The sequence below is a fragment of the Pantoea sp. X-Soil-YNGN-785 genome (assembly GCF_059730585.1).
On sequence record NZ_AP035942.1, the window covers coordinates 3,506,030 to 3,532,698 of the forward strand.

Genomic DNA, 26,669 nt, shown 5'->3' on the forward strand with positions numbered 1-26,669 from the left:
GGCGCAGTGGCCGGGCAAACAATCAGGATGCAGGAATTTTCAGGTTCTGCCCCAACATGACGTTGGTCGACTTCAGATTATTAGTCTGCATTATCGCTTTCGGACTGACGCCGTAGTGTGCGGCAATGCCGGTTAATGAATCACCCACCACAACTTTGTGGCGCACAACGCCGCGTGGCGTAGCGGGCGCGGTGCGACTGGCGACTGCACTGGCCGGCACTTTCAGCCGCTGTCCGACCCACACCACATCCCGCTTCAGGGTATTCATCTCACGCAGGGTGTCCATGCTGACGCCATACTTCGCGGCAATCCCGGAAAGTGTCTCACCGCGCGTTACCGTATGGCGCTGCGTTGCGCCGGTATATTGCGTCACTCCGGTCGCCGGGTTGCTGGCGACGCTAACCGCTGGCGATGAGCCCAGCGGCCGGTTTTCCTCCTTTGGGATGGACTGTAGCGGGTGCGCCAGGAAATAAGTGCGCAGACCTTTGTAGATCGACTGCGCAATCTTATCCTGGTGTGCGCTACTGCCTAGCAGTCGCTCCTCCGAGGAATTACTGATGAAGCCGGTTTCCACCAGCAAAGAAGGAATATCGGGCGAACGCAGCACGCCCAGGCTGGCATGCTCAGGCAGACGTTTGTGCAGCGAGGTGACGCTGCGCATCTGCTGCAAGACTTTCTGCGCGATGTCATAGCCGACACGCTGCGAGTGGCCGAACTGCAAATCCAGTACTGCCTGACTGAGGTAGGGATCGGCCTGACTGTTAGCCAGCAGATCACCCGCGCCGCCCAGCAGCTCAGACTGTTTCTCTTTCTGCTCCAGCCAGTTTGCCATCTCGTTGTTGGCGCGACGGTTGGACAGGACCCAGACCGAGGCGCCGGTCGCCGCATGGCTTGGCGCGGCGTCAGCGTGAATAGAGACCAGCACATTGGCATTAGCTTTACGCGCCACGTCGGAACGTCCCATGACCGAGATAAAATAGTCACCATCGCGCGTCAGGACGCCTTTGAACATCGGATCGTTATTGAGCAACACCCGCAGTTTGCGCGCAATGGCGATAGTGACGTTTTTCTCTTTCAGTCCGCGCTGCCCGATAGCGCCGGGATCCTGACCGCCATGTCCGGCATCGATTGCCACAATCACAGTGTCATTCTGGCTGACGGCAGTGCCGGGACGTACGGAACTCGCGGTGCTGGTCACGGACGTCACCGGATTCGAATTGAACGGGTTAGCCGCTGCGGCACTCTGCGCAGGTAGGCGCGTCGGTGCTGTGACGGGCGCAGGCAGACTTCGCGTGACAGCGGGCGGCTTGCCGGTAATTGTGAAGACCACGCTGTAGCTGTTGCCATTGCGTTGGGTGACTGCCCGGGTTTTACCCGCCTGCGTCAGTTCAAACACCAGCCGCACGCTCTGTTTGTCTTTTGGGGTGCTGGTACGAATTCGCTTTACGATGTTTTCGCCACTGAAATTCAGCGGCAGCCCCTGAACTACGCCGCTCTGGCGCACATCCAGCACCACACGATTCGGGTTGTGCAGAGAGAAGAAGGCATAGACCGGCTGTCCGGCAAAGTTCAGCGTAACGGTAGCCTGACTATCGCCATTGGCCACTTTGATATCAGACAGCGTGGCGGCAAACAGGGGCGTACAGACCAGCAGCATCAATGATACCAGTGCTATTTTCATCCGTGACATCATGCCTGATCCCTGCCCTGCCCAACGTGTTCAAGCCATTGCTGGCCGGACGCGGATTGTGCCGTCAGTTCCGCTTCACGCGCCTCACCTACATAACGCAGCGTTAAGGTGAGATCGGGCTGCGGCAGAAAACCGGCACCCTGCTGCGGCCATTCCACCAGACAGATGGCTTCATCGCTGAAGTAGTCGCGGATGCCCATAAACTCAAGCTCTTCGGGATCCGCAAGGCGATAGAGGTCGAAGTGGTAGAGCGTACGGTCATCCAGCGAGTAGGGTTCAACGAGGGTGTAAGTAGGACTTTTGACATTGCCCTTATGGCCCAGCGCCTGCAGAAAGCCGCGGCTGAAGGTGGTTTTACCCGCCCCCAGATCGCCATAGAGATAAATCACTGCCGCGCTGCCACAGGCGCGCGCCAGCTGAGCGCCCAAACTGAGCGTAGCCGCCTCATCGGGCAAAGAGATAACACAGGTCTTCATGCTTCTTTATTCATCTCAGGATTAACAAACTGCCACAGCAGATCCAGTAAATCAGTGGCCAGCATACCGCGAGTACCGCGTTCTGCCGCAACCGCATCGGCCGCTGCACCATGTGCAACGCAACCCGCGCAGGCCGCATCGAACAGCGTCAGTTTCTGACCCACCAGCGAGGCAATAATTCCACTCAGAAGATCGCCCATACCGCCGGAAGCCATACCGGCATTGCCCACATCCGCAAACGCCATTTCGCCCTTCTCGCTGGCAATCAGCGTGCCGGCACCTTTCAGTACCACTACGCCACCATAACGTTGCGCCAATGTCTGCGCTGCATGTAAGCGGTCACTCTCAATTTCACTGGTCTCGATATTCAGCAAACGCGCCGCTTCGCCAGGATGCGGCGTAATAATGCGATTCTGACGTTTCTCAGCACTGATTGCCAGCAGGTTAAGTGCATCCGCGTCCCAAAGCATCGGCTTTTCACTGCCTGCTACCCGCTTCAGTGCCTGCTTTCCCCATTCACGCTGACCCAGACCGGGTCCAATCGCAATGACATCAGCCCACTCCAGCGCCTCCGTCAGGCGTTCATCCGTCAGTTCATCGACCATAATTTCAGGCCGTGCGGTCAGAATCGGAATAATATTATCTTTGTGAGTAAGTACTCGCACCAATCCACTACCGCTGCGTAACGCGGCTTCTGCCGTCATGCGTACTGCGCCAGCGGTACCTGCATCGCCTCCCACGACCAGCAGACGGCCATGACTGCCCTTGTGCGAGGTTGGTCTGCGTGGCTTAAGCCAGCGGGTTAATGTGCTGGCATCATAACGGGCGATAGGTGCCTCTTCTCCGGCCAGAAAAGCAGCCAGACCAAGATCGGCATACCAGAGCTTTCCGATGTAGTCTCGCGCCTTGCCAGTGATCTGGCCCGGTTTCAGGGCGATCATACTCAGCGTGTGACTGGCATTAATCACCTCGCCGGGCGCGGTGCCGTTGCGCGCGGATAAGCCGGAGGGCATATCAATGGCAACTGTCGGTGCTGCATGGGCGTTTGCCCGCTGGATCAGCATGGCATAGGGCTCTTCGGGCGCGCGATTGCTGCCGGTTCCCAGCAGGGCATCGACAATCACATCAATCTGCTCTGGCCAGGCCGCATCGGCCGCATGGATTTCACCGCCCGCGTCCAGCCATGCGTCCCGCGCGCGCTGCGCCTCTTCCGGCAGCGCTTTTTCACTTTCGCACGCCAGCACCGTAATGGTTTTCCCCGCCGCCTGGCCCAGTCGCGCCAGCACATAGCCATCACCGCCGTTATTGCCGTGACCGCACAGGATTAACCAGTGGCTGGCTTCGGGCCAGTGTGCTGTCAGATGCTCGTAAGCGGCCTGCCCGGCACGCTGCATCAGCTCATACAGAGTAATCCCGAGCACATCGGCTCCCTCTTGCTCAAGCTGCGCCACAGCCTGCGCAGGCCAGACAGAATATGGTAAACTGCGGCTGTTTTTCTTCGAATCCTGGTTACTCATGTCATACCCTCTCGATCTTCATGAACTCGCACAACAGATTAAACAGTGGGGATTGGATCTCGGCTTTCAGCAGGTCGGCATCACCGATACCGATCTCAGTGCAGAAGAGCCGCGCCTGCAGGAATGGCTGGATAAGCAGTATCATGGTGAGATGGCATGGATGGCGCGACACGGCATGATGCGGGCGCGTGCTCATGAGTTGCTGCCCGGCACGCTGCGCGTCATCAGCGTTCGTATGAACTACCTTCCGGCCAAAGCTGCCTTTGCCAGCACGCTGAAAAATCCCCGACTGGGCTATGTCAGCCGTTATGCACTCGGCCGTGATTACCACAAAGTATTGCGCAATCGACTGAAAAAGCTCGGAGAAATGATCCAGCAGCATTGTGGCGAGCTGAATTTCCGGCCGTTTGTGGATTCGGCACCGCTGCTTGAGCGCCCGCTGGCGGCTAAAGCCGGACTCGGCTGGACCGGCAAACATTCGCTGATACTGAATCGGGAAGCCGGCTCGTGGTTTTTCCTCGGCGAGCTGCTGATCGACATTCCGCTACCGGTCGACTCCCCGCAGCAGGAGCAGTGTGGCCGCTGCGTTGCCTGCATGACCATCTGCCCTACCAGCGCTATCGTTGAGCCTTACGTCGTCGATGCCCGGCGCTGTATCTCCTATCTCACCATTGAGCTGGAAGGGGCTATCCCGGAAGAGTTTCGTCCGCTGATGGGTAACCGGATTTATGGCTGCGATGACTGCCAGCTGATCTGTCCGTGGAATCGCTATGGACAACTCAGTGACGAAAGCGACTTTTCACCGCGTGCGGCGTTACATGCACCGGAGCTGCTCGATCTGTTTCAGTGGGACGAAGCGAAATTTTTACGCATCACGGAAGGCTCAGCGATTCGCCGTATTGGCCATTTGCGCTGGCTGCGCAATATTGCCGTGGCGCTGGGTAATGCACCCTGGTCGCCCCACATTATTCATGTGCTGGAACAACGACTGGGTGAGAGTGAACTGCTGGATGAACATATTCAGTGGGCAGTGATGCAACAGCAGCAGAAACGCGAGCAGCTGGTAGTTGAAGTGCAGCCCGCCCAGCAGAAACGGCTGGTTCGTGCAGTTGAGAAGGGTTTACCGCGTGATGCATGATTGAACAGCGAGCCACTGGATATCTTTTTCCACATGCTGTGAATAAAAATAAAAAGCTGTTGTCATTCAACTGCAACAACGCTGATTTCACTGTGAAACAACAAATTGAAATATCTTCATAAACATAAATATCAACAACTTATGAAAAAGTTGTGTTTATTTAATAATGAGACTACCGCTGCGGTTAAATCACAAAGCTGTGGATAACTCTGTTCAGAACGCATTTGCAGATCGCCCTGACAGGCACGAAAGATGGGAGGTGGTGCTGTGGATAACCTTCTGGAGACAACTAAAATCACGCGACCAAAAACAGTCGTATAACGAACTGAAACAGGGGGTGATGTAAAATCTGGAGCGGGAAACGAGACTCGAACTCGCGACCCCGACCTTGGCAAGGTCGTGCTCTACCAACTGAGCTATTCCCGCATAGAAGGGTACTGCTTTATAAAACTGGAGCGGGAAACGAGACTCGAACTCGCGACCCCGACCTTGGCAAGGTCGTGCTCTACCAACTGAGCTATTCCCGCAAAGAGGTTACTGCTTACATTTTAAATCTGGAGCGGGAAACGAGACTCGAACTCGCGACCCCGACCTTGGCAAGGTCGTGCTCTACCAACTGAGCTATTCCCGCGCCTTGTACCGACACTAAATTCTTCACCGGTACGGGGTGCGCATTATACGAGAAATCGTTGCTGCTGCAAGCATCTGAAAGCAAAATTTTTCGCTTTCCGCGCGTTTGCTGATTAAATCAGCAACCTGGTGATTTCATGCGCACCCGTCGTCGATTAAAGCTGCAAAAAGTGTTCGCGGTAGTAAGCCAGCTCCGCCACCGACTCGCGGATATCATCCAGCGCCTGGTGCGTACCGCCTTTTTTGAAGCCGGGCAGGATTTCCGGTTTCCAGCGACGAGCCAGCTCTTTCAGGGTACTGACATCCAGATAACGATAGTGGAAATACGCTTCCAGCTCAGGCATATACTTAAACAGGAAGCGGCGATCCTGCCCGATACTGTTGCCACAGATAGGCGACGTGTTAGCCGGCACCCACTGTTTCAGGAATTCAATAGTCGCCAGTTCGGCTGCGCGATCGTCAATCTGGCTTTCCTTCACCCGCGCAACCAGACCGCTGTTGGTGTGGGTGCGGACATTCCACTCATCCATCAGCGCCAGCTGCGCATCGGACTGATGGACGGCCATGACCGGCCCTTCCGCCAGAATGTTCAGGTTGGCGTCAGTCACCAGGGTCGCAATTTCAATAATGCGATCGTGCGTCGGATCAAGTCCGGTCATCTCAAGATCAATCCAGATCAGATTCTGTTCATTTCCAGTAGCCATGCTGTTTCCTGCGGTTGCTGTAGTCGTCATTCACGATGAATAAGGTGTATCATAGACGTTTTGCCCAGCCGGGCGAAATCTGGCTAACGCTGTGAGGGTGAGTGAGTAAAAATAAACTGTCGAAGGGCCAACAACGTCGCGTAAGCGCTAACCACGATCGCCGTCTCAACCAGCGCAGAGAGCGTCCGGAAGCGGATGACAACCTGTTTGGTGAAGCTGCAGATGGGGTCGTTGTGAGCCGTTTTGGCATGCATGCTGATGTTGAGGATAGCGCAGGCGTCGCCCACCGCTGCAATATCCGCCGTACTATCCGTTCGCTGGTTACGGGCGACCGTGTGCTGTGGCGTCCGGCCACCAGCGGCGGCAAAGGCATTGTTGAAGCGGTGCATGAACGCACCAGCGTATTAACCCGCCCCGATTTTTACGACGGCGTAAAGCCGATGGCGGCGAATATCGATCAGATCATCATCGTCTCTGCGATCCTGCCGGAACTGTCGCTGAACATCATCGATCGCTATCTGGTTGCCAGTGAAACGCTGGACATCGAGCCGTTACTGGTCCTGAATAAAACCGATCTGCTGGATGACGAGGCGCGCGGCTTTGTTGATCAGCAGATGGATATTTATCGCGATATTGGCTATCGCGTGGTGATGGTCTCCAGCCGGGCGAAAAACGGCCTGGACGATCTGGAAGCGGCCTTAACCGACCGTGTGAGTATCTTTGCCGGTCAGTCTGGTGTCGGTAAGTCGAGCCTGCTGAATGCCCTGCTCGGCTTCGACAAAGATGAGCAGGTCGCGATTCTGACCAATGAAGTATCAGATGGCTCAGGCCTGGGCCAGCACACCACCACCGCATCCCGCCTGTATCACTTCCCGCATGGCGGCGATGTGATCGATTCTCCCGGCGTGCGTGAGTTTGGTTTGTGGCATCTGGAGCCGGAACAGGTTACGCGTGGCTTTGTCGAATTCCGCCCCTTCCTGGGCTATTGCAAATTCCGTGACTGCAAACATGGCAGCGATCCCGGCTGTGCGATTCGTGAAGCGGTCGAACAGGGAAAAATCAACCGGTCCCGTTTCGATAACTACCACCGTATTCTGGAGAGCATGGCGCAGGTAAAAACGCGTAAAAACTTCCCTGATGGTGAAAGTTAATCGGTGTAACCGCGTCTGAGCGGATGAGCTGCTGCATTTTGCGAGGTGGATTCCGATCAGGCGTCCGGAGCGTGCAGCGTGCCGGAAATCAGGTATAGTCGCCATCTGAACGGGGCACTGCTACAATCCGCCCCCTTTTTTACCATGTCCTGAAATAGCCAGGAGGCTAAGGTGCTTGATCGTTTAAAACTCGGCTTGAATCATATTCTCCCGAAGAAATGGCTGACTGAACTTGCCGGTTGGGGCGCCAGTCGCCGCGGTGGTTGGTTGACCAAACTGGTCATTGACATCTTTGTCTGGTTTTACAAAGTCGACATGGCGGAGGCGCGCAAGCCCGATACCGCCAGCTATCGCACGTTTAATGACTTTTTCGTTCGTCCGCTGAAAGACGATGCGCGTCCGGTGGATGCAGACGCCAGCCTGATCGCCCTGCCCGCAGATGGTGCTATCAGCCAGCTCGGCCATATTCATGGCGATCAGATTTTCCAGGCTAAAGGTCATCACTACACCATCGATGCTCTGCTGGCGGGTGATGAGCGGATGGCCGCTCAGTTTGTCGAGGGTGAGTTCGTCACCACCTATCTGGCTCCGCGCGATTATCACCGCGTCCACATGCCGTGCAACGGTATCCTGCGTGAGATGATTTATGTGCCTGGCGATCTCTATTCAGTTAACCCGCTGACCGCGCGTAATATTCCCAACCTGTTTGCCCGTAACGAGCGCGTCATCTGCTATTTCGAAACGGATATCGGACCGATGGTGCAGATTCTGGTGGGTGCGACGATTGTCGGCAGCATTGAAACTGTCTGGGCGGGCACCATCACGCCACCGCGTGAAGGTGTGATCAAACGCTGGCACTATCCGGCAGCGGATGATGAAGGCGCGGTAGTACTGCTGAAAGGACAGGAAATGGGCCGCTTTAAACTTGGCTCTACCGTCATCAACCTGTTCGCACCTGGCCGCGTCAAACTGGCTGAAAGTCTGGAAGCAGAAAGCAAAACCCGTCTGGGCCAACCGCTGGCGATCGCGCTGCCTGTGGCGACAGACATTTCCGACGTCATCGTCGACTAAATTGAGTGTCCTCTGTGCGTTCGATTCTCCTCCTGCTGCTGAGCCTGTGGCTCAGCAGCCCGGCCTTCGCGGCCAGCCTTCCTGACGCCAGCCAGCTCAAACAGCAGCTGGAAGAGATAAAATCGGCCAAAAGTTCTCCATCCCAGGCGGAACAGATCCAGACGATTGAAGCTGCCTTGAACTTCCTCTCTGAACGCGATGACTCGCTGGAGCGCGCGGCGCAATATCAGCAGGTGATTGATGACTTTCCGCGTCTGGCGCGCGAACTGCGTCAGCAGATCGCCGCGCTGAGCGACAGCGGAAAAACCGTACGCAGCAACATGAGCAGCGCCGAGCTGGATCAGGAGATTCTGCAGGTCAGCAGTCAGCTGCTGGAAGAGGGTCGTCAGGCTCGCCAGGAGCAGGATCGGGCGCGGGAAATCAGCGATTCGTTGTCGCAACTGCCGCAGCAGCAGACCGAAGCGCGCCGGGCGATGACAGAGAGTGAACGCCGGCTGCAGGGCGTCAGTACCAGTTCACCGCAGGGCCAGCTGCAACTGGCGGCGCGTCAGGCGGAAAGCGCCGCTAATAAAGCGCTGGTCGATGAACTTGAGCTGGCCCAGCTCTCCGCCAATAACCGTCAGGAACTGGCGCGGATGCGGGCTGAAGTTCACCAGCGTAAAGCGACACAGCTCGATAACTACCTGCAGGCGCTGCGCAACCAGCTCAACGATCAGCGGCAACGTGAAGCGGAAGTCGCTCTCGCCCGCACCGAGCAACTGGCGGAAAACAGCGGCGATCTGCCACCAGCAATCAGCGATCAGTTTCGGGTTAACCGCGAACTCTCGGTTGCGCTGAATCAGCAGGCGCAGCGTATGGATCTGGTGGCGTCGCAGCAGCGGCTGGCCACCAACCAGATTATTCAGGTCCGTCAGGCGCTCTCTACGTTGAGAGAACAGTCGCAGTGGCTGGGCGCCTCTAATCTGCTGGGCGAAGCGCTTCGTGCGCAGGTCGCACGTCTGCCAGAGATGCCTAAGTCTCAGCAGATTGATAATGAGATGGCACAGCTTCGCGTGCAGCGTCTCTATTATGAAGATCTGCTGGAGCGTCAGGAGACGCTGCGCAAAGGACGGCAGGCCGATGGTCAGCCCTTCAGCGCAGAACAGAAGCGTATTCTTGATGCGCAGCTACGCACCCAGCGTGAACTGCTCAACTCCCTGATCTCCGGCTGTGACACCCTGATTCTGGAGATCACCAAGCTCAAGGTCGGCAACACTCAGCTGCAGGATGCGCTGACGGAAGTCAAAGACGCGACGCACCGCTATCTGTTCTGGACCGCTGACGTCAGTCCGATCGGTCTGAGTTATCCGCTGGATCTGGCTAAAGACCTTTCCCGCCTGCTGTCGCTGGATACGCTGGGTCAGCTCGGCAAAGCGATGGCGATGATGTTTACCAGCCGCAATTCGGTGCTGCCGATTATTGGTGCGTTGCTGCTGGTCGGCTTTAGCATCAGCTCGCGCCGCCACTTCAATGCCTTTCTTGAACGTTCTGCCAGTAAAGTCGGCAAGGTCACCCAGGATCGTTTCCGTCTGACCATTCGTACCGTGTTCTGGTCGATTCTGGTGGCGCTGCCGCTGCCGGTGTTGTGGGGTGCACTGGGTTATGGCCTGCAGAACGCCTGGCCCTACCCTATCGCCGTGGCGATTGGCGATGGCATTACCGCCACGCTGCCGCTGCTGTGGGCATTTATGATCAGCGCCGCCTTTGCCCGTCCGAATGGCCTGTTCATTGTGCATTTCCGCTGGCCGCAGAACCGGGTGGCGCGCGCCATGCGCTACTACTCGCTGAGCATCGGGCTGATTGTGCCGCTGATTATGCTGCTAATCGCCTTTGGCAATCTGGAAGATCGGCAGTTCTCCTCGTCGCTGGGTCGCCTCTGTTTCATCCTGATCTGCGGAGCAATCAGCATTGTTACCGTCAGCCTGAAGCGGTCCGGTATTCCGCTCTATCTCGATAAAGAGGGAAATGGCGAGAACATAGTGAACCGGATGCTGTGGAACCTGATGATCGCCATGCCGCTGATGGCTGCCCTCGCCTCCGCTGTAGGGTATCTGGCAACCGCGCAGGCGCTGCTGGCGCGACTGGAAACCTCCGTCGCCATCTGGTTTCTGCTGCTGGTTATCTATCACATTATCCGGCGCTGGATGCTGATTCAGCGTCGCCGTCTTGGATTTGACCGCGCCCGTCAGCGCCGTGCCGATATGCTGGCTAACCGGGCGCGCAGTGAAGAAGAAAAAGAGCAAAGCGCGCTGAATACCGACGCGATTGAAATCGAAGAACCGGTGATTGATCTGGATGCGATCAGTGCGCAGTCGCTGCGGCTGGTGCGTTCTATCCTGACGCTGATTGCCCTGGTCTCGGTGATCGTGCTGTGGTCAGAAATTCACTCGGCCTTCGGCTTCCTGGAGAATATTCAGCTGTGGGATGTCAGTACATCTGTACAGGGCGTGGAGTCGATTCAGCCAATTACCCTGGGTTCGGTGCTGATTGCTATTCTGGTGTTTATCATCACCACTCAGCTGGTGCGCAATATGCCCGCGCTGCTTGAGCTGGCACTGTTGCAGCATCTTAATCTGACGCCGGGTACCGGTTACGCCATTACTACACTGACCAAATATCTGCTGCTGCTGATTGGCGGGCTGATTGGTTTCTCGATGATTGGTATTGAATGGTCGAAACTGCAGTGGCTGGTTGCTGCGCTGGGTGTGGGACTGGGGTTTGGCTTGCAGGAGATTTTTGCCAACTTTATCTCTGGCCTGATTATCCTGTTCGAAAAGCCGATTCGTATCGGCGATACCGTGACGATCCGCGACCTGACCGGCAGTATTACCCGGATCAACACGCGTGCGACCACGATCACCGACTGGGACCGCAAAGAGATCATCGTGCCAAACAAGGCCTTTATCACCGAGCAGTTTATTAACTGGTCGCTGTCCGATTCCGTAACGCGGGTGGTACTCACTATCCCTGCCCCGGCCAAAGTCAGCAGTGAGCAGGTAACCACCATTCTGGTGCAGGCGGCCGAGCGCTGCAGTTATGTGCTTGATACGCCACCGCCGGAAGCGTTCCTCGTCGATCTGCAGCAGGGGATTCAGTTGTTTGAGATCAGGGTACATGCTGCAGAGATGGGGCACCGTATGCCGCTGCGTCATGAACTGCACCAGCTGATTCTGCTCGGATTTGAGCAACACGGTATCGAGATGCCGTTCCCACCGTTCCAGATGCGCATGGAAACGCTGGGTAAGAAGCTGCCTGCCAGCAACGGTGCGCCCGCGGCCCGCGCCTACAAATCTGGCGGCCTGTAATGCAAAACGCCCGGCAAAGCCGGGCGTTACTTCAGATCTGAGCCGTCAGTTACTGTTTAACGAACTCTTCACCCTGAGCGATATCTTTCTTCAGCGTATTGAGCATGCCTGACAGCGCCTGCTGTTCGTAAGCGCTAAGTGTGCCAATTGGCCTGCGTTCAGCAATGCCATTTTTACCGAGCAGCAGCGGCTGAGAGAAGAAGCGGGCATATTCGCCCTCGCCTTCCACGTAAGCACACTCTACAACATTCGCTTCACCCTTCAACGCGCGTACCAGCGACAAACCAAAACGCGCGGCCGCCTGGCCCATCGACAACGTAGCCGATCCGCCACCCGCTTTAGCTTCCACGACTTCTGTGCCAGCATTCTGAATGCGTTTGGTTAAATCAGCCACTTCCTGATCGCTGAAGCTGACGCCTTTGACCTGTGACAGCAGCGGCAGAATGGTTACGCCAGAGTGGCCGCCAATCACCGGGACTTCCACCTGATCCGGCTGCTTGCCTTTCAGCGCGGCCACAAAGGTGTTAGCACGAATAATGTCCAGCGTGGTCACGCCAAACAGACGATTTTTGTCATAGACGCCGTGCTTTTTCAGCACTTCTGCCGCAATGGCAACAGTGGTATTGACCGGATTGGTAATAACGCCAATCAAGGCTTTAGGGGCCGTTGTGGCAACCTGTTCAATCAGATTACGAACAATGCCTGCGTTCACATTAAACAGGTCAGCGCGATCCATACCAGGTTTACGTGCGACGCCCGCAGAAATCAGTACCACATCGGCACCCTGTAAGGCAGGCGTGGCGTCTTCTCCACTAAAACCTTCAATAGAGACAGCAGTAGGAATATGGCTGAGATCAACGGCGACGCCAGGCGTAACCGGCGCAATGTCATACAGTGAGAGTTCTGAACCTGCGGGAAGCTGGGTTTTGAGCAGAAGTGCGAGCGCCTGGCCTATGCCGCCAGCGGCACCGAGAACGGCAACTTTCATTCTTAACTCCTTATTAAGGTGGGGCAGAGATGGGCCGAAATTCTATCTGTGTCAGACCTTAATCAACTGCTCAGGCGATGATAAATATCCGCTGTTAATTCTACGTGTTTTCACACTTGCTCGCCGGATTCAAAAGTTACTTATCATTGCGCCTGAATGACCGACAACTTTGCCGTCGTCAGACAGAGAACGGCTATGTGCGTTTTCTGTTACTACTTCTGATACTACACCACCAATAATATAACAACTTTGCAACCTTCGCCTTTCGGGGCTGTGACGGGGGTTTTGGTCTGAGCGGATTTATTTGCTATTATCGCCGCCCGCTAGCCACCCGAACTCTGCTCATCAATCGACCGATTGCATAAAAATGCATTTAAATGCATAATCACCACTCTGCCGCGGGCGGATGCGCGGTTATTCTCTCTATTTATTGGTAACCTATGCGAAACCCATCGAAACAAGACGATCTGATCAAGGCTTTCAAAGCCTTATTAAAAGAAGAAAAATTCAGTTCCCAGGGCGAAATTGTTCAGGCGCTTCAGGATGAGGGCTTTGAAAATATCAATCAGTCCAAAGTCTCGCGGATGCTGACCAAGTTTGGCGCAGTGCGCACCCGTAATGCCAGGATGGAAATGGTCTATTGCCTGCCCGCTGAACTGGGCGTGCCGACCACCACCAGCCCGTTAAAAAACCTGGTACTGGATATCGACTACAACGATGCGCTGGTGGTGATTCATACCAGTCCGGGTGCAGCACAGCTGATTGCACGTATGCTGGATTCGCTGGGCAAAGCACATGGGATTCTTGGCACGATCGCTGGCGATGACACGATCTTTATTACCCGTGCGCGCGACTTTACGGTTAAGCAGCTGCACAGCGCGATCCTCAACCTGTTTGAACAGGAACTCTGATCGCTGACTGACGGCCTGCTATCCCGCCCCGGGTCGTCAGTTTGTTCTTTCTACCCATCGTTTTGCGGCACACTGCCCCGCTGTTTAATACTAATAAGCCAGTTTTAATACACCTGACTCCTGGTCAGATCGCTTACTCTGCTTAACCTTCTGCGCTATTTTACACTGCTTTACATCAGTGATCCGGCACCATTGCCCGGATCCAGATCAAACTCCAGTCCAATACGCCTCATAGTTTCGCACTAAACGTTAAAGTGATCTATCTCACTGTTTTTCTGATTAAAATCACCGTAAAGGCTATTTTTTATGCTGTTTTTATAACGTTAAGTTATTAAAAGTAGGCATAAGGATAAAGAATCACAAAAAAACATTATTAGCCGGGTATTAATTTCTCTCGTTATTAGTTCTATACTTCTTTTCGTGATGCAAATCACACTAACTAGAAAGATAAAAATAGACGACGAGGAAATATCTATGAACGTAAAAACTACCATCGCTACCCTGAGCATTTTCTCTGCACTCTCATTTGGTGCAGTAGCAGCAGAATCTATCGATGCCGCACAGGCACAGGATCTGCAGGCTATTGGCACCATCAGTGTCAGCGGCGTCGCGGGTTCCCCGATGGATATCAAACAGAAGCTCAGTGACAAAGCGGATCAGCAGGGCGCAAAAGCCTATCGCGTGATCGAGGCTTACAACAACGGCAATTATCACGCTACCGCCGCGCTGTATAACTAAACCCAATAATGCCAGCGGCTCTCTGTCTGACGCGCCTTTTTGCGCTCCGGAGGACCGAAGCAAAATCTTCAGGAGAGTTGACCATGAAAATGAAATTAGCGATTGCTGCTCTTAGTCTGGCGTCCCTGTTCTCAGTGGGTGCCAGCGCCGCCAGCCTGGTATCAAATGAACAGGCGCAGGGTTTGCAGCCCATGAATCAGACCATCAGCATTGGTGGACGTAACGGCGACCAGACGCATATCCGTCAGGTGCTGTCAGAGAAAGCGGATGCACAGGGCGCAAGCCATTATCGCATCATCGAAAACAACCAGGACAACACCTGGCATGTCACCGCTGAGCTTTATAAATAATTAACCGTGATGACGCCTGAAGGCGCATAACAAATATCGACGACCGGCCCTTACGAGTAACCGCAGGTTGTTGAATGTATTGAGGAGATAATCATGAATATCAAAACAACCATCGCTACAGTCAGTCTGCTTTCCGTTATGGCGTTCGGCGCATCAGCCGCACAGCTGGTCACCAGCGAACAGACGCAGAACCTGCAGCCTGCGGGCACCGTAAGCATCAGTGGAACCGGGGGATCCCCAATGGATTACCGCGCTGAGCTTTCACAGAAAGCGGATGAACAGGGTGCCAGCGCCTATAAAGTCATTGAAGCGCGCACCGGTGATAGCTATCACATCACTGCACAGCTTTATAAGTAATTCCTCGTCAGATCTATGACGAACCCTTTGGCCCCGCTCGCCGGGGCCTTTTTTCATCTGATGTATTATCTGACGTTAAAGTGCAGCCGGCCTTCCAGCTCCTCTTCCGCTTCATCAAATAACAGAATCAGCGCGCCATAGCGTCGTCGCTGTCCCCTGCCCAGATTGACAAACTCAATCTCCAGCGGCATCGGTAACAGATCCCCTGTCACGACATCCCACAATCCATCCAGATCGCAGATGCGGCGCTCCTCCAGTGCAAATCGCTCGCTGAACTGGCGAAAGAAATGGGACTGGTCGACTATTTCATTAAAATCAAAACGCTCGATTTTCATGCTGACGGCTCCCATGCTCCGTCTGCGGGCGACCTCTGCCGCCCGTTCGTGACCGTTAGCTCAAACCGCCCAGGTGCAGCGCTTTGACCTCCAGATACTCTTCCATACCGAGTACCGAACCCTCGCGGCCCAGACCCGACTCTTTCACTCCACCAAACGGCGCCAGCTCGGTGGAAACAGCACATTCGTTAATGCCGATCATGCCGCTTTCCAGCGCCGCTGAAACGCGAAACACCCGTTGCAGATTCTGGGTATAAAAGTAAGCGGCAAGGCCGAATGGCGTATCATTGGCGCGGCGGATAACATCATCTTCATCATCAAAGCGGAAACAGGCGGCTACCGGACCAAAGGTCTCCTCCTGCGCAAGCTGCATGCCTTCATGCGCCTCGGTAATGACCGTAGGCTGCCAGAAGTTGCCTCCCAGCGCATGGCGCTCACCACCCGCCAGTAATTTGCCGCCTTTGGCTACTGCATCTTTTACGTGCTGCTCAACCTTTTCCACCGCCGACGCTTCAATCAATGGCCCGACAATCACGCCTTCGTCCATGCCGTTGCCCACCTTCAGCTTGTTCACTTCGGCAGCCAGTTGCTGAGTAAACGCATCATAGACAGCGTTATGAATATAGAAGCGGTTAACACTGACGCACACCTGACCCGCATTACGGAATTTGTTGGCAATCGCACCCTGTACCGCGGCATCAATGTCGGCATCGTCGAACACGATGTATGGGGCATTTCCGCCTAATTCCATCGACACTTTTTTCATGGTTTCGGCAGCATTACGCATCAGCAGCTTGCCTACCTGGGTGGAGCCGGTGAACGAGATTTTACGCACCGCTTTGCTGGCCATGATCGCATCGCTGATGGCATGGGTATCACCCGCCACCGCATTCAGCACGCCATCCGGCACGCCCGCCTGCTTCGCCAGCGCCAGCAGGGCAAAGGCGGAGAGTGGCGTGTTATTAGCGGGTTTGATAATGCCGGTGCAGCCTGCCGCCAGAGCCGGACCCAGCTTGCGGGTCAGCATCGCCATCGGGAAATTCCACGGCGTAATGGCAGCCACTACGCCAATCGGTTCGCGGGTCGCCAGAATGCGGGATCCAGGTTTTGCCGGCGGAATGATCTCGCCGTTCGCCCTCTTCGCCTGCTCGGCGAACCACTGAATAAAGCTGGCGGCATATTCAACCTCTCCCTCCGCCTCCTTCAGGGGTTTGCCCTGTTCGGTCGTCATCAGCTCGCCCAGCCAGCGCTTGTTCTCAATGATCAGCTGGTACCAGCGAGTGAGAATTTCAGCACGCGCTTTTGCGGTCTGCGCCCGCCAGGCGGGAAAGGCGCGTTCCGCGGCAGCGATCGCCTGTTCCGTTTCCGCCTTACCTGCTTTTGCCACCTGCGCAATCACCTCGCCGGTTGCCGGATTGGTCACGTCAAAGGTGGACGCCGCCTGATGCCATTGGCCGTCCGCTAAATAGCCGGTCCGAAACAGTTCGCTCTCTTGCAGTGATTTCATTGATTCGCTCCTGTCAGTTTTGCTCTTCCGTCTGGAGAGTATAGTTGGCAAAAGCGACAGATTTTGTGATGGATGGGGATTGCACAGGCCGCTGCAGGTCGCAGCGGCCAGATTCAGATTTGGATGAGCGTGTTCTGGTATTTATCCAGCATCGTCGCCAGTCGTTTGACCGGTTCCGTTACGCTGACAGGAGCCTCGTAATGGACCAGTTTTTCCTGATAGACATCCAGCTCTTTGAGCAGACGTTCAAAGTAGTAACGGCGCTTGTCGTCGCTGCTGGCGGAGATCACCCGATCGGCGGTGTAACGCAGCTGTCGGTGATACGCAGAGAGATCGGCGTTAACGGGCACTTCTGCGTCGCGTAATCGCTGATGACCGATAATCAGCGTCAGGGCGATGCGATATTTATTGATGTCGCCAGGAAACAGGTTCAGCAGCAGAAACAGTTGCTGATAGAGCGCCGGCAGATGATTTTCGCGCCGACGCGCCTGATTGGTGGTCATGGCCGAGACCGCTGCATACATAAAGCGGTTCAGCAGTTTGCGGCCGGTGCGCGCCTTCGATTTATCCCGAATCAGCAGAATGACCATCATCGCGACAAAGCAGCCGATAACCTGACCGAGCACATTATCGAGAAAAACGTTAATGTGAAATTCCATCGGATTATCAAGGACCAGAACGTTAAGCGTACCAATCAACGCACCCAGCGTGCCGAGCTGACGCCGCTGAATGAAGATGCCGCCGATAAATCCCAGTATGCCGATGGCGATGCAGAGCAGTAGCGCGCTCTGCTGCGTCGCGGGCAGAACATACATAAAATAGAGCGCCCCGAGTGGAACCGCGACCGTCATGCCGTAGAGAAAATCCTTGGCCATCATCAGCGGATTAGGCATACGCATCGCCAGCGCGGTAATAACGGCCAGCATGACCATACAGCCACTGCCAGACGTCCAGCCCGTATAGAGCCAGAACAGCGAACCCAGCGCGGTTGCAACGAAGGTACGGATGCCGTTAATCATTGCATGATGTGTTTCAGCCGAACGCGCCTGAATCACCACTTCGCGCTGCAGAATCTCCTCTTCCAGCGAGGTTATCCGGCTGTTGCTTTTGATGCCTTTAAGCAGCAGCAGATATTCAGTGGCGCTGCCTACCCAACTGGCCAGCGTGACCGGCGTTATTTTGCCCGTAGCGCCAATCACCCGCCGCATCACTTTCATCCGCTTATGCACCTCTTCAACCGTCGAGGCCGGTTTTTCAACCATCAACCGATACTGGGGCGGAATGTAGTCCGGACGGGAATTCTGAATGAGGAAGGTTTCGGCAGCCTGCGTTATCAGCGTCAGTGACAGGGTATTAAGCATCTGCAAACGGCGGTTGCTGTTCTTCCAGCGTGACGACTCCATCATCAGCTGGCTGCGCATGCTGTTCAGCGCCGTGGTGCGCCGTACCAGCGCGCTCCAGGCTTTATCGACCTCTTCCTTATCACCATGGGCGACGCAGAGTTGCAGCAACTGGTAGTGGGCCACCAGCAGCGAATCAACTTCCGCGTCGATCACTTTTTTAATCGAACGTGGCGAGAAGATCATGTCGGCCAGAATGGCGCACAGGATACCGAGTACGATTTCACTGCAGCGCTCAACCGCATATTGCGGCACCAGCGTCAGACCGCCGCTGGCGTTAGCCGTCACCACAATAATCAGCGCGGTATAGCCCGCCAGTCCCAGCGCATAGGAGTTTTCTACCTTAATCAGCGAAGAGAGCCAGACGCAAAGCCCTGCCCAGATGCAGCACAGCAGCAGCATCACAACCGGCGCACGCACGGTGGCGATCATGATGGCGAGTGCAGCGATACAGCCGATGAATGTCCCGATAATACGTAAAACGCCGCGATAGCGCAGTGCGCCGGAATAGGGATCGCCACCCGCTGCAAACGCGGTGCCGCCCGCCACGATCCCGGCGGTCATGACTGCCCAGCGTGGTGTTTCAAGGTTAAAGTGAAACCCTACCATCAGCGCTAACACCAGCGCGAAGGTCAGCTTTACCGGGAAACGCAGGAACTCGATCATATCGCCCTCTTAACCAAACTCACGCAGGCGATTGAACAGTCGGATCATGGGTGAAACCTGTTCAGGCTGGCGATCGGCCTGACCGGTAATCACCACGGTCGCGGTGGTTCCCGCCGGGAAGCGATTACCGGGCTGCTGATCAAGCCGGATGCGCACCGGCACACGCTGTGCCAGACGGACCCACTCCAGATTGGAATCTACCGTTGCCATGCCTTTACTGTCGACCGAGCTGCTGCTGTTGGTGACGCCCGCCGCGACGCTGTCGACGGTGCCACGCAGCACAATGTTGCTGCCAAGTGGCGTCACTTCAGCGCGGAAGCCCTTCTCAACGCCGTGCAGTTTGGTCTCTTCCAGGTAAGCCAGCACATAGAAAGAGTGCTGCTGAACCAGCGCCACCGCCACAGAACCACGGGTAATAAATTCGCCCTGATAGACGTTGAGGTTGGTGACCCAGCCATCGGATGGCGCTTTCACGGTGGTGCGCTCAAGATCGATCTTCGCCAGATCGCGCGTCGCCACCGATTTTGCCAGCTGATGCTCGCTGGTTTGCAGATCGTTGTTAGATTGCTCGATCGCCTCGCGCGACATTGCAGAGGTACCAAGCTGATTACGGCGGCCGGCTTCGCGACGTTTCTCACTCACCAGGGCCTGGTAATATTCAACATCCGCCTGTGCCTGATCGAGCGCCTTCTGATAGCGAGGGCGGTCAACCACAAACAGCGTATCGCCCTTCTTCACCAGTTGGTTGTCGTGTACCGGGACCTCAGTAATCAGGCCAGTGACGTCAGGCGAGATCGCCACCACGTCAGCGGCAAAACGTGCATCACGAGTCCAGGGTGATTCGGTATAGAACACCCAGGCGCGGAAGATGATAACCACTGCGATGATGACCAGCAGAATAGTGATCGCGTAGCGCGCGATTTTTCTTATGAGTGCTTTCACTTCAACCTCAGACTAATAAACGGGAGACAAGGTAAAACACACAGCAGTAAAGCGCTGTATTAAAAAGTGCCGGATGCCAGACAAGATCGTAGATGCCGCTCGGCGTCAGCACGCGTTTCACTAACCAGAACAGCATCAGTGAAATAATCAATTCGATGAAAACGGGCGGAAAAGAGAGCCCAAACATGACAAATACCGGAAGCACACTCATCACAAATCCTTAGTTCGACCTTGCCGGGATACTTCGTTGCCCTTTCAGATGTTGCAGGAAAACCCTCTGGCAGCGCTATCCGAACCGCAGCTGGCTTAATAATAGCGTATCATCGAAGGGTTTAAGGCAATGAAGAATCACCGGGAAATACCCCGGCGCGCTTATAATAACGCGCCTGACTATAAGTTTTCTACAGAATGTGATCTAAATCACTTTTAAGCCAGAGTAAATAATGGAACGACTGAAAGGTATGTCTGTCTTCGCCAGAGTGGTCGAACTCGGTTCGTTTACTGCTGCGGCGCGTCAGCTCCATCTGAGCGTCTCATCCATCAGCCAGATCGTCGCGAAACTGGAGGATGCATTGCAGGTTAAGCTGCTGAATCGCAGTACCCGCAGTATCGGGCTGACCGAGGCGGGTAAAATCTATTATCAGGGCTGCCGACGTATGCTGGCGGAAGCGACGCAGGTGCATGAACAGCTCTACGCGTTTAACAATACGCCGATTGGTGTGTTGCGCATTGGCAGCTCTTCGACCATGGCGCAGAATGTGTTAGCCGGTATGACCAGCGATATGCTGCGGGAGTATCCGGGGCTGAGTGTGAACCTGGTTACTGGCGTTCCGGCCCCGGATTTGATTGCGGATGGTCTGGATCTGGTGATTCGGGTGGGCGCATTAAAAGATTCCAGCCTCTTTTCGCGTCGTCTTGGCGCGATGCCGATGGTGGTATGCGCCGCAAAAAGCTATCTGGCCCAGCACGGCACGCCGGAGAAGCCGGGCGATATCGATAATTTTTCCTGGCTGGAATATAGCGTACGGCCCGACAACAATTTTGAGCTGATGGCACCAGAAGGCTTAGTCACCCGCCTCGCGCCACAGGGGCGTTTCGTGACCAACGATTCGCTGACGCTGATTCGCTGGCTCAAGTCGGGCAATGGCATCGCCTATGTGCCGATGATGTGGGTGATTGATGAGATCACCGCAGGCGAGATCGATATTCTGTTTCCGCACTATCAGTCCGATCCGCGTCCGGTGTATGCGCTCTACACCGAGAAGGATAAACTACCGCTGAAGGTGCAGGTCTGCATCGATTATCTGACCGACTATTTTGAACAGGTGGCTGAACAGTATCAGCAGCACCGTAAAAGCTAACAACCCGCCGGGCGGCGGGTTGTTGAGGTCACATCAGGCGGTGCCGCCGATGGTCAGTTTATCCAGCTTCAGGGTTGGCTGACCGACACCGACCGGCAGGCTCTGACCCTCTTTACCGCAGACGCCGACGCCTTTATCCAGCGCCAGGTCATTACCCACCATTGAGATCTGCTGCATCGCTTCAATACCGGAGCCAATCAGCGTCGCGCCTTTGACCGGTTTGGTGATTTTGCCCTTCTCAATCAGATAAGCCTCTGAGGTGGAGAAGACAAATTTGCCGGAGGTGATATCCACCTGACCGCCACCAAAGTTCGGCGCATAGATGCCGTATTCAACGCTCTCAATAATATCCTGTGGCGATGACTTGCCTGCCAACATATAGGTGTTGGTCATGCGCGGCATTGGCAAATGCGCGTAGGATTCACGGCGTCCGTTACCGGTCGGGCTGACGCCCATCAGTCGCGCATTCAGCTTGTCCTGCATGTAGCCTTTCAGCACGCCGTTCTCAATCAGCATGTTGTACTGACCGGGAACGCCTTCATCATCGACCGCCAGTGAGCCGCGCAGACCTTCGAGGGTGCCGTCATCCACCACGGTACAGAGTTCAGAGGCAACCTGCTGACCGATTTTACCGCTGAACACCGAGGTGCCACGGCGGTTGAAGTCGCCTTCCAGACCATGACCGACTGCCTCATGCAGCAGCACACCAGGCCAGCCAGCACCCAGCACCACCGGCAACGCGCCAGCAGGTGCCGCCACGGCTGAGAGGTTAACCAGCGCCATACGCACCGCTTCACGCGCCCATGCATCAGCACGTACGTCGCCATTTTCATCTTCAAGGAAGAACGCATAGCCGGTACGTGCACCGCCGCCGCTTGCGCCGCGCTCACGCTTGCCCTGATCTTCAACCTGGACGCTGATAGAGAGGCGAACCAGCGGACGAACGTCTGTCGCCAGCGTGCCATCAGTGGCCGCCACCAGCACCTGCTCGTAAACACCGGTCAGGCTGGCATTGACTTCCTGCACGCGCGGATCAGCCGCACGGGCGACTTTATCGACGCGATGCAGCAGGGCAATTTTGTCTTCACGCGTCAGGCTGCTCAGCGGATCGACCGCCGAATAGAGCGAACGGTTCATCACGGCAGAAAGCGTATGGGCCTTGCCGTTTCCCTGTTCGCGTACAATGCTGCGAGCCGCTTCAGAGGAAAGACGCAGCGCATTCAGCGTAATCTGGTCGGCATAGGCGAAGCCGGTTTTCTCACCGCTGACCGCGCGCACGCCGACGCCCTGATCGATATGGTATGAGCCATCTTTAATGATTTTGTCTTCCAGCACCCAGGATTCGTGAAAGCTGGACTGAAAATAGAGATCGGCATAATCCAGACGACGTTCTGAAAGCTGCCCTAACAGGGAAAATAGGTCCTGCTGATTAATGCCGTTAGCAGTCAGTAACTGCTCACTTACCAGGTTCAGAGTCATCGTTTCTCACTCATTATGTGCTCAGATAATCATAGCCTGCGGTAATTCCGGTACGGCGTCAAATTCACTTGTTGTCTGTTTCACGCGGTTTACGCAGCACTTCATTGATTTCCGGTTTATCCAGCGGGCCACTGATGTGATAACGCAGCAGCGATATCTTGTTCCACAGGGGTCCCAGAACTTTACTGGCGGCAAATACCGCCGCGCCAATCACCGGATTAATGGCAAAGGCAGTCGCTACGCCGACAGAGGCAGAGATCTCAGGCGCAACCACCGCTTCCATATCTATCTGACGTTTCACCAGGTCGAGATTGCCCTGCATGGCGATGTCTGCTTCCAGTCCATCCACCAGCAGGTTATCGGTGCGCATGACGCCGTTTTCGATCCAGGCCGTGCCGTTAATCGAATCGAAATAGAACGAGTTGGTAAAGGTGTCGCTGAAGTCGAAGCGCAGCTTGCGCAGCAGCGCATCGAAGCTCACCAGTCGCAGGATTTTTCCCGCCGTGCCGGTGTTCACATCCGCGATCTGGCCTTTGCCAAAGTGGGTCTTAAGGGTGCCGCTCAGCGTCTCTGCCGAGGGCTGCCACGGTGCAGAGCGCCAGTGCAGGTCGTAAGCAATATCAAAAGGCGCATCGCGCAGCGGGGTATTCACGCCAAACCAGTTGGTCGCATTATTAATATTCGGCCCCTTAAGCGTGCCCTTCAGCGAGGTGCGCTGGTCGTCCGCGCGATTAACCCACTCACCGTTAATTTTAAGCTGCGAGCTGCCGGTATCCACTTTTCCGTTAGTAAGCGCTAACGTATCTCCTTTAGGCTGCAGCATCGCGGAGACCTGACCATATTTCTGGCCCAGTACCCAGCACTCTTTACAGCGCAGCTGTAAGGCGGGCCACTGACTGAAGTTAATGTTTGTGGTTTGCTGAGAAGACGCTTTGCCGCCCTTGCCTGCCTCGTTTTCCCATTGCGGATTGTAGTAGAGGTAATCGAGGTTCACCTGCCATGGCGCTCTGGGGGCCATCGCCAGTTCACCGCGCAGCTCTTTCGCATTGACGCTGACCTGACCTCGGCCACCTGAACTTTGTGCCAGCGTCGCCTCAACCTCATGCCATTGCTGTCCGGCCAGCGTAACCGCAGGACTGCGCAGCGTAATGTTACCCGGCAGTGTAACGCCACCGGTCTGGAAGTCGCTCCCGCCGCCCGACACACCCGCTCCCGCAGAGCCGCCTGCAGCCATCATCGCTACCCAGGCCTCACCATCCAGCGCGGGCAGATTCAGTACCATGCCCTCATGATCAGGTAGCGCAGGCGTTTTCTGTGCATCATTCAGCCAGATGCCACGATCAACGCGCAGCGTCGGCTCCAGCAACCAGCGGCTGTTAAAACGGTGGTTTGCATCGACGCTGCCGCTGAGATCGAAATGGTTCAGGTCGCCGCTGGCCTGAATGGCAACTGGCATCGCCTCACCGGCTTTTTTATCGAGTGGTGCAGGTAAGTGACTGCTTACTTCTTTGGCATTACCGTTCAGCGTCACGTCATAACGTGCCCCGCCATGATGCGGCAGCGTAATATTGACGTCCCCCTGCCACGGCAGATGCCCGCCGAGCTGCTTGCTGACAGCTGCCGGAACCTGGCTGATTTTCGCGGGTTGCCAGTCGCCCTGAAGTTTGACGTTAACGCCAAAGTCATCCGGATTCTCCCGGGTGCTGAAACGGATGCCCATCGGCTGCCCAAACCAGTTCGCCCGCAGGTCCTCACTGGCCAGATTGCCGTTGTCATAACGGAAGCGGCCAGAAAGATTGTTGATGGTGGTTTTTAACGGTTTGATAAACAGCGAATTGTTATTGAGATCGACATTGCCGCGGGCGTGGACCTGCTCTCCATCCAGTGGAATATCCAGATTCAGATGACCACCGACACGGCCTTTAATTTCCAGTTGCTCCAGCGCGGCACCCAGTGACGGCTTAAGCGGCGTCTGATCGAAATAGTCAGCGATCTGCTGGCCTTCACCACTGATATCCCCGTCGATGATCAGTTTTTCTTTCAGGTAGTCAGGGATCACCGCCGTGACGTTGCGAGCATCTACTTCGCCCAGTCTGGCCACTGGCGCTTTCATCCACAGACCGTCGTTCAGGAAATTGAGGTCGACATCGAGATTGCTCAGCGCCGGCCATTTGGGCTGAAATGCATAGGTCGCCTGGCGAAGCGGCACCCAGACCTGGAACATGCCATCATTGTGCTTGAAAGGGAACAGCGCCGGGTTACCGGCAAACAGCAGCGTGGCGTTGTCCACCCTGCCACCCTTCACCGCCCCACTCAGATAGTGCGTCAGGCTGTTACCCATCAGCGGCACCGGGAAGTAGCGCCAGGCATCGCCCGCATCGGTAAGCCGGATACCCGCCAGAATATCCAGACGGGGCTCGCCGCCGCTATTCTGCTGGTAGCTGAAGTCGCCGCGCGCCCAGAGTGAGCGCGCTTCGAGGTCAAGGTTTTCACCCGCCAGCGTCAGGCCATGTTCATCTTTAAGCCAGCGCAGTGCCCCGGTCACCCGCTTAATCTCTAAGGGTGCCTGGAACATGTCGCCATAGGGGACGGTTGCCGCGCCCATATCCACACTGACCTGACCATGGCTCAGGCTGCCGCGTGCTTCTCCACTCAGGTGACTGATGCCCGGCAACAGTTTCCAGTGCTGCCAGCTGAAATCACGCCACTTCACCTGTAAGCGGGTTTTTTCAGGCTGCTGTAATGGAATATCCAGCGCCAGGCCATCGATGGTGCCCTGTGGCTGCAGCGTCTGCCAGTTTTCAAACAGCGTCGGAGAGAGCGGCGCAAATAACGGAACGATCGGCGCAATATGACTCAGCACCAGCTGTGTGGCGCGCACCCGCACTTCCTGCTGACCATCCGGCCCCAGCAACTGCTTATCTTCAGGACGCCATAGCAGCGAGAAGTGACCGGCAGGCCAGGCCTCGCCGTCAGTACTGAGCCGCGTCTGCGGCACATTGACCACCCAGCCATTCTGGAAGCGTGACAGATGCGCGGTCAGCCCATCGACTTCTATGCGGTGTCGTCCGGTTTCGCCCTGCCAGCTGGCGCCGCCCTTGCGCAGCAGCAGATCGCCAGCATAGATGTCGCCATCACGCAGGTTAACCCAGGCCGCCAGGCTGAAGCGGGCGCTGTCCAGCCGGGTATTGTCGCGCACCCAGCGGCCCAGCCATGGACGCATGTCGACATCGTCGGCCTGCATCCAGATGCGGCCGTCATTAAGTAAACCGTTGCTGTCGTTAAGGTCGAGCCGCACCTGAACCACGCCGTGCTGACCGGTAAAGCTCGACAGACTGACTTCGCCTTCGGCGCGATGGCGGTTATCTTCATTGACCCAGGTGAGTCGGGGGATCGCCAGCTCAGCATGCTGGCCGGAAGGCGTACGGAAACGAATGGTGCTGTCGCGCAGGTCAAAGTGGTCAAACTGACGCAGGAAAAGTTCGTTAATCTGCGCCGGACGGAAACTGTTTTTCTCTTTGTCGTTGTCGAGTAAGGGGCGATTCGTGTCGAGGTGCAGCTGCCAGAAGGTCAGATCGCGGAACTGCCAGCGCCAGTGCAGCAGGGACTGCCAGACGTCGAGCGCCAGATTGATACGTTTAATCGTGAGTTTGCCGTTTTCATGCAGATCGACGCTGAGGTCACGAACCTGCAGGGTTGGGCCGAAATTCTCCCATTTACCCTGTAACTGGCTGGCGTTGACCGGCACATCCGTTTTGTCGGAGATGAATTGCAGAAGGTTGTTGCGATAGCTGTCGAGATGCGGCATCACCAGACGCAATCCGCTGACCAGCAGCGCGACAATCACGATGATTGCCGCGACCAGCAGTAACAAAATCCTCGGCAACTGCCTCACTCACGCCTCTCCTTGTGTT

At 55.8% G+C, this 26,669-nt stretch carries 21 protein-coding genes and 3 tRNA genes; 9 read left to right on the forward strand and 15 right to left on the reverse strand.

All coding sequences use genetic code 11. The annotated features are described in order from the left end of the window. Positions 1 to 22: 22 nt before the first annotated feature. Genes amiB through nnr form a run of 3 tightly spaced genes read right to left on the reverse strand, consistent with a single transcriptional unit; the run spans position 23 to position 3,683 of the window. The gene (gene amiB / locus AC6I8E_RS16255) at positions 23 to 1,693 is read right to left on the reverse strand and encodes an N-acetylmuramoyl-L-alanine amidase AmiB (RefSeq protein WP_418162685.1); all 1,671 of its coding nucleotides are present in this window, start codon (positions 1,691 to 1,693) and stop codon (positions 23 to 25) included. Beyond that, positions 1,690 to 2,166 carry a tRNA (adenosine(37)-N6)-threonylcarbamoyltransferase complex ATPase subunit type 1 TsaE gene (tsaE, locus tag AC6I8E_RS16260; RefSeq protein WP_201252441.1) on the reverse strand — a complete coding sequence of 159 codons (477 nt, stop codon included), beginning with the start codon at positions 2,164 to 2,166 and terminating at the stop codon, positions 1,690 to 1,692. The genes amiB and tsaE overlap by 4 nt, the downstream gene beginning before the upstream one ends. Next, positions 2,163 to 3,683, reverse strand: coding sequence for a bifunctional ADP-dependent NAD(P)H-hydrate dehydratase/NAD(P)H-hydrate epimerase (nnr, locus tag AC6I8E_RS16265; RefSeq protein ID WP_497824227.1), 1,521 nt, complete (start codon positions 3,681 to 3,683; stop codon positions 2,163 to 2,165). The genes tsaE and nnr overlap by 4 nt, the downstream gene beginning before the upstream one ends. On the opposite strand from nnr, the gene queG reads away from it, so the two are divergent. Continuing rightward, positions 3,682 to 4,821, forward strand: a complete 1,140-nt coding sequence (gene queG / locus AC6I8E_RS16270; RefSeq protein ID WP_013359187.1) for a tRNA epoxyqueuosine(34) reductase QueG — start codon at positions 3,682 to 3,684, stop codon at positions 4,819 to 4,821. The genes nnr and queG overlap by 2 nt on opposite strands. Before the next feature lie 350 nt (positions 4,822 to 5,171). Here the strand turns inward: queG and AC6I8E_RS16275 are convergent. From AC6I8E_RS16275 to orn, 4 genes are all read right to left on the reverse strand, one after another. Beyond that, a tRNA-Gly gene (locus AC6I8E_RS16275) sits at positions 5,172 to 5,247 on the reverse strand. A gap of 25 nt (positions 5,248 to 5,272) precedes the next feature. After that, positions 5,273 to 5,348, reverse strand: a tRNA-Gly gene (locus tag AC6I8E_RS16280). A gap of 28 nt (positions 5,349 to 5,376) precedes the next feature. Beyond that, positions 5,377 to 5,452: transfer RNA gene (locus AC6I8E_RS16285), tRNA-Gly, on the reverse strand. 154 nt (positions 5,453 to 5,606) lie between these two features. Next, positions 5,607 to 6,155, reverse strand: a complete 549-nt coding sequence (orn, locus tag AC6I8E_RS16290; RefSeq protein WP_003855299.1) for an oligoribonuclease — start codon at positions 6,153 to 6,155, stop codon at positions 5,607 to 5,609. Positions 6,156 to 6,256: 101 nt separating this feature from the next. Here orn and rsgA point away from each other — a divergent pair, with 101 nt between their 5' ends. The 3 genes from rsgA to mscM all read left to right on the forward strand — a co-directional run bounded on the left by rsgA (position 6,257) and on the right by mscM (position 11,721). Next, positions 6,257 to 7,306 (forward strand): small ribosomal subunit biogenesis GTPase RsgA, encoded by a 1,050-nt coding sequence (gene rsgA, locus AC6I8E_RS16295; RefSeq protein WP_033784116.1) that lies wholly within the window; start codon positions 6,257 to 6,259, stop codon positions 7,304 to 7,306. Between the two features lie 171 nt (positions 7,307 to 7,477). Further along, positions 7,478 to 8,377 (forward strand): archaetidylserine decarboxylase, encoded by a 900-nt coding sequence (asd, locus tag AC6I8E_RS16300; protein ID WP_497824228.1) that lies wholly within the window; start codon positions 7,478 to 7,480, stop codon positions 8,375 to 8,377. A gap of 14 nt (positions 8,378 to 8,391) precedes the next feature. Continuing rightward, a complete protein-coding gene (gene mscM / locus AC6I8E_RS16305; RefSeq protein WP_033784677.1) occupies positions 8,392 to 11,721 on the forward strand; it encodes a miniconductance mechanosensitive channel MscM in 3,330 nt (1,109 codons plus the stop codon). Positions 11,722 to 11,770: 49 nt separating this feature from the next. On the opposite strand, the gene mdh is transcribed toward mscM, so the two are convergent. Next, a complete protein-coding gene (mdh, locus tag AC6I8E_RS16310) occupies positions 11,771 to 12,709 on the reverse strand; it encodes a malate dehydrogenase (protein WP_033784117.1) in 939 nt (312 codons plus the stop codon). 440 nt (positions 12,710 to 13,149) lie between these two features. Between mdh and argR the strand changes: the two genes are divergently transcribed. From argR to yhcN (AC6I8E_RS16330), 4 genes are all read left to right on the forward strand, one after another. Further along, positions 13,150 to 13,620 carry a transcriptional regulator ArgR gene (gene argR, locus AC6I8E_RS16315; protein ID WP_013359192.1) on the forward strand — a complete coding sequence of 157 codons (471 nt, stop codon included), beginning with the start codon at positions 13,150 to 13,152 and terminating at the stop codon, positions 13,618 to 13,620. A 474-nt stretch (positions 13,621 to 14,094) separates the two neighbouring features. Continuing rightward, on the forward strand, positions 14,095 to 14,358 hold the full coding sequence (gene yhcN / locus AC6I8E_RS16320; protein WP_013359193.1) for a peroxide/acid stress response protein YhcN: 264 nt from the start codon (positions 14,095 to 14,097) through the stop codon (positions 14,356 to 14,358). Between the two features lie 83 nt (positions 14,359 to 14,441). After that, entirely contained in the window at positions 14,442 to 14,708 is a 267-nt protein-coding gene (locus AC6I8E_RS16325; protein ID WP_013359194.1) for a YdgH/BhsA/McbA-like domain containing protein, read from the forward strand. Positions 14,709 to 14,801: 93 nt separating this feature from the next. Continuing rightward, positions 14,802 to 15,065 carry a peroxide/acid stress response protein YhcN gene (yhcN, locus tag AC6I8E_RS16330; RefSeq protein ID WP_013359195.1) on the forward strand — a complete coding sequence of 88 codons (264 nt, stop codon included), beginning with the start codon at positions 14,802 to 14,804 and terminating at the stop codon, positions 15,063 to 15,065. A 65-nt stretch (positions 15,066 to 15,130) separates the two neighbouring features. On the opposite strand, the gene AC6I8E_RS16335 is transcribed toward yhcN (AC6I8E_RS16330), so the two are convergent. The 5 genes from AC6I8E_RS16335 to aaeX form a co-directional block, all read right to left on the reverse strand. Beyond that, positions 15,131 to 15,400, reverse strand: a complete 270-nt coding sequence (locus AC6I8E_RS16335; RefSeq protein ID WP_013359196.1) for a barstar family protein — start codon at positions 15,398 to 15,400, stop codon at positions 15,131 to 15,133. A gap of 55 nt (positions 15,401 to 15,455) precedes the next feature. Continuing rightward, the gene (locus AC6I8E_RS16340) at positions 15,456 to 16,907 is read right to left on the reverse strand and encodes an NAD-dependent succinate-semialdehyde dehydrogenase (RefSeq protein ID WP_147789846.1); all 1,452 of its coding nucleotides are present in this window, start codon (positions 16,905 to 16,907) and stop codon (positions 15,456 to 15,458) included. Between the two features lie 113 nt (positions 16,908 to 17,020). Further along, on the reverse strand, positions 17,021 to 18,973 hold the full coding sequence (gene aaeB, locus AC6I8E_RS16345; RefSeq protein WP_013359199.1) for a p-hydroxybenzoic acid efflux pump subunit AaeB: 1,953 nt from the start codon (positions 18,971 to 18,973) through the stop codon (positions 17,021 to 17,023). Positions 18,974 to 18,982: 9 nt separating this feature from the next. Then, positions 18,983 to 19,915 (reverse strand): p-hydroxybenzoic acid efflux pump subunit AaeA, encoded by a 933-nt coding sequence (aaeA, locus tag AC6I8E_RS16350; protein ID WP_013359200.1) that lies wholly within the window; start codon positions 19,913 to 19,915, stop codon positions 18,983 to 18,985. Between the two features lie 7 nt (positions 19,916 to 19,922). After that, complete coding sequence (gene aaeX / locus AC6I8E_RS16355) at positions 19,923 to 20,126, reverse strand: p-hydroxybenzoic acid efflux pump operon protein AaeX (protein ID WP_003855277.1); 204 nt, start codon at positions 20,124 to 20,126, stop codon at positions 19,923 to 19,925. A gap of 232 nt (positions 20,127 to 20,358) precedes the next feature. Between aaeX and aaeR the strand changes: the two genes are divergently transcribed. Continuing rightward, positions 20,359 to 21,276 (forward strand): HTH-type transcriptional activator AaeR, encoded by a 918-nt coding sequence (gene aaeR, locus AC6I8E_RS16360; protein WP_497824229.1) that lies wholly within the window; start codon positions 20,359 to 20,361, stop codon positions 21,274 to 21,276. Positions 21,277 to 21,309: 33 nt separating this feature from the next. Here the strand turns inward: aaeR and tldD are convergent, their stop codons facing one another. Then, positions 21,310 to 22,755 (reverse strand): metalloprotease TldD, encoded by a 1,446-nt coding sequence (gene tldD, locus AC6I8E_RS16365; protein ID WP_497824230.1) that lies wholly within the window; start codon positions 22,753 to 22,755, stop codon positions 21,310 to 21,312. Positions 22,756 to 22,819: 64 nt separating this feature from the next. Then, positions 22,820 to 26,650, reverse strand: coding sequence for an AsmA2 domain-containing protein YhdP (gene yhdP, locus AC6I8E_RS16370; RefSeq protein WP_497824231.1), 3,831 nt, complete (start codon positions 26,648 to 26,650; stop codon positions 22,820 to 22,822). Between the last annotated feature and the right edge of the window lie 19 nt (positions 26,651 to 26,669).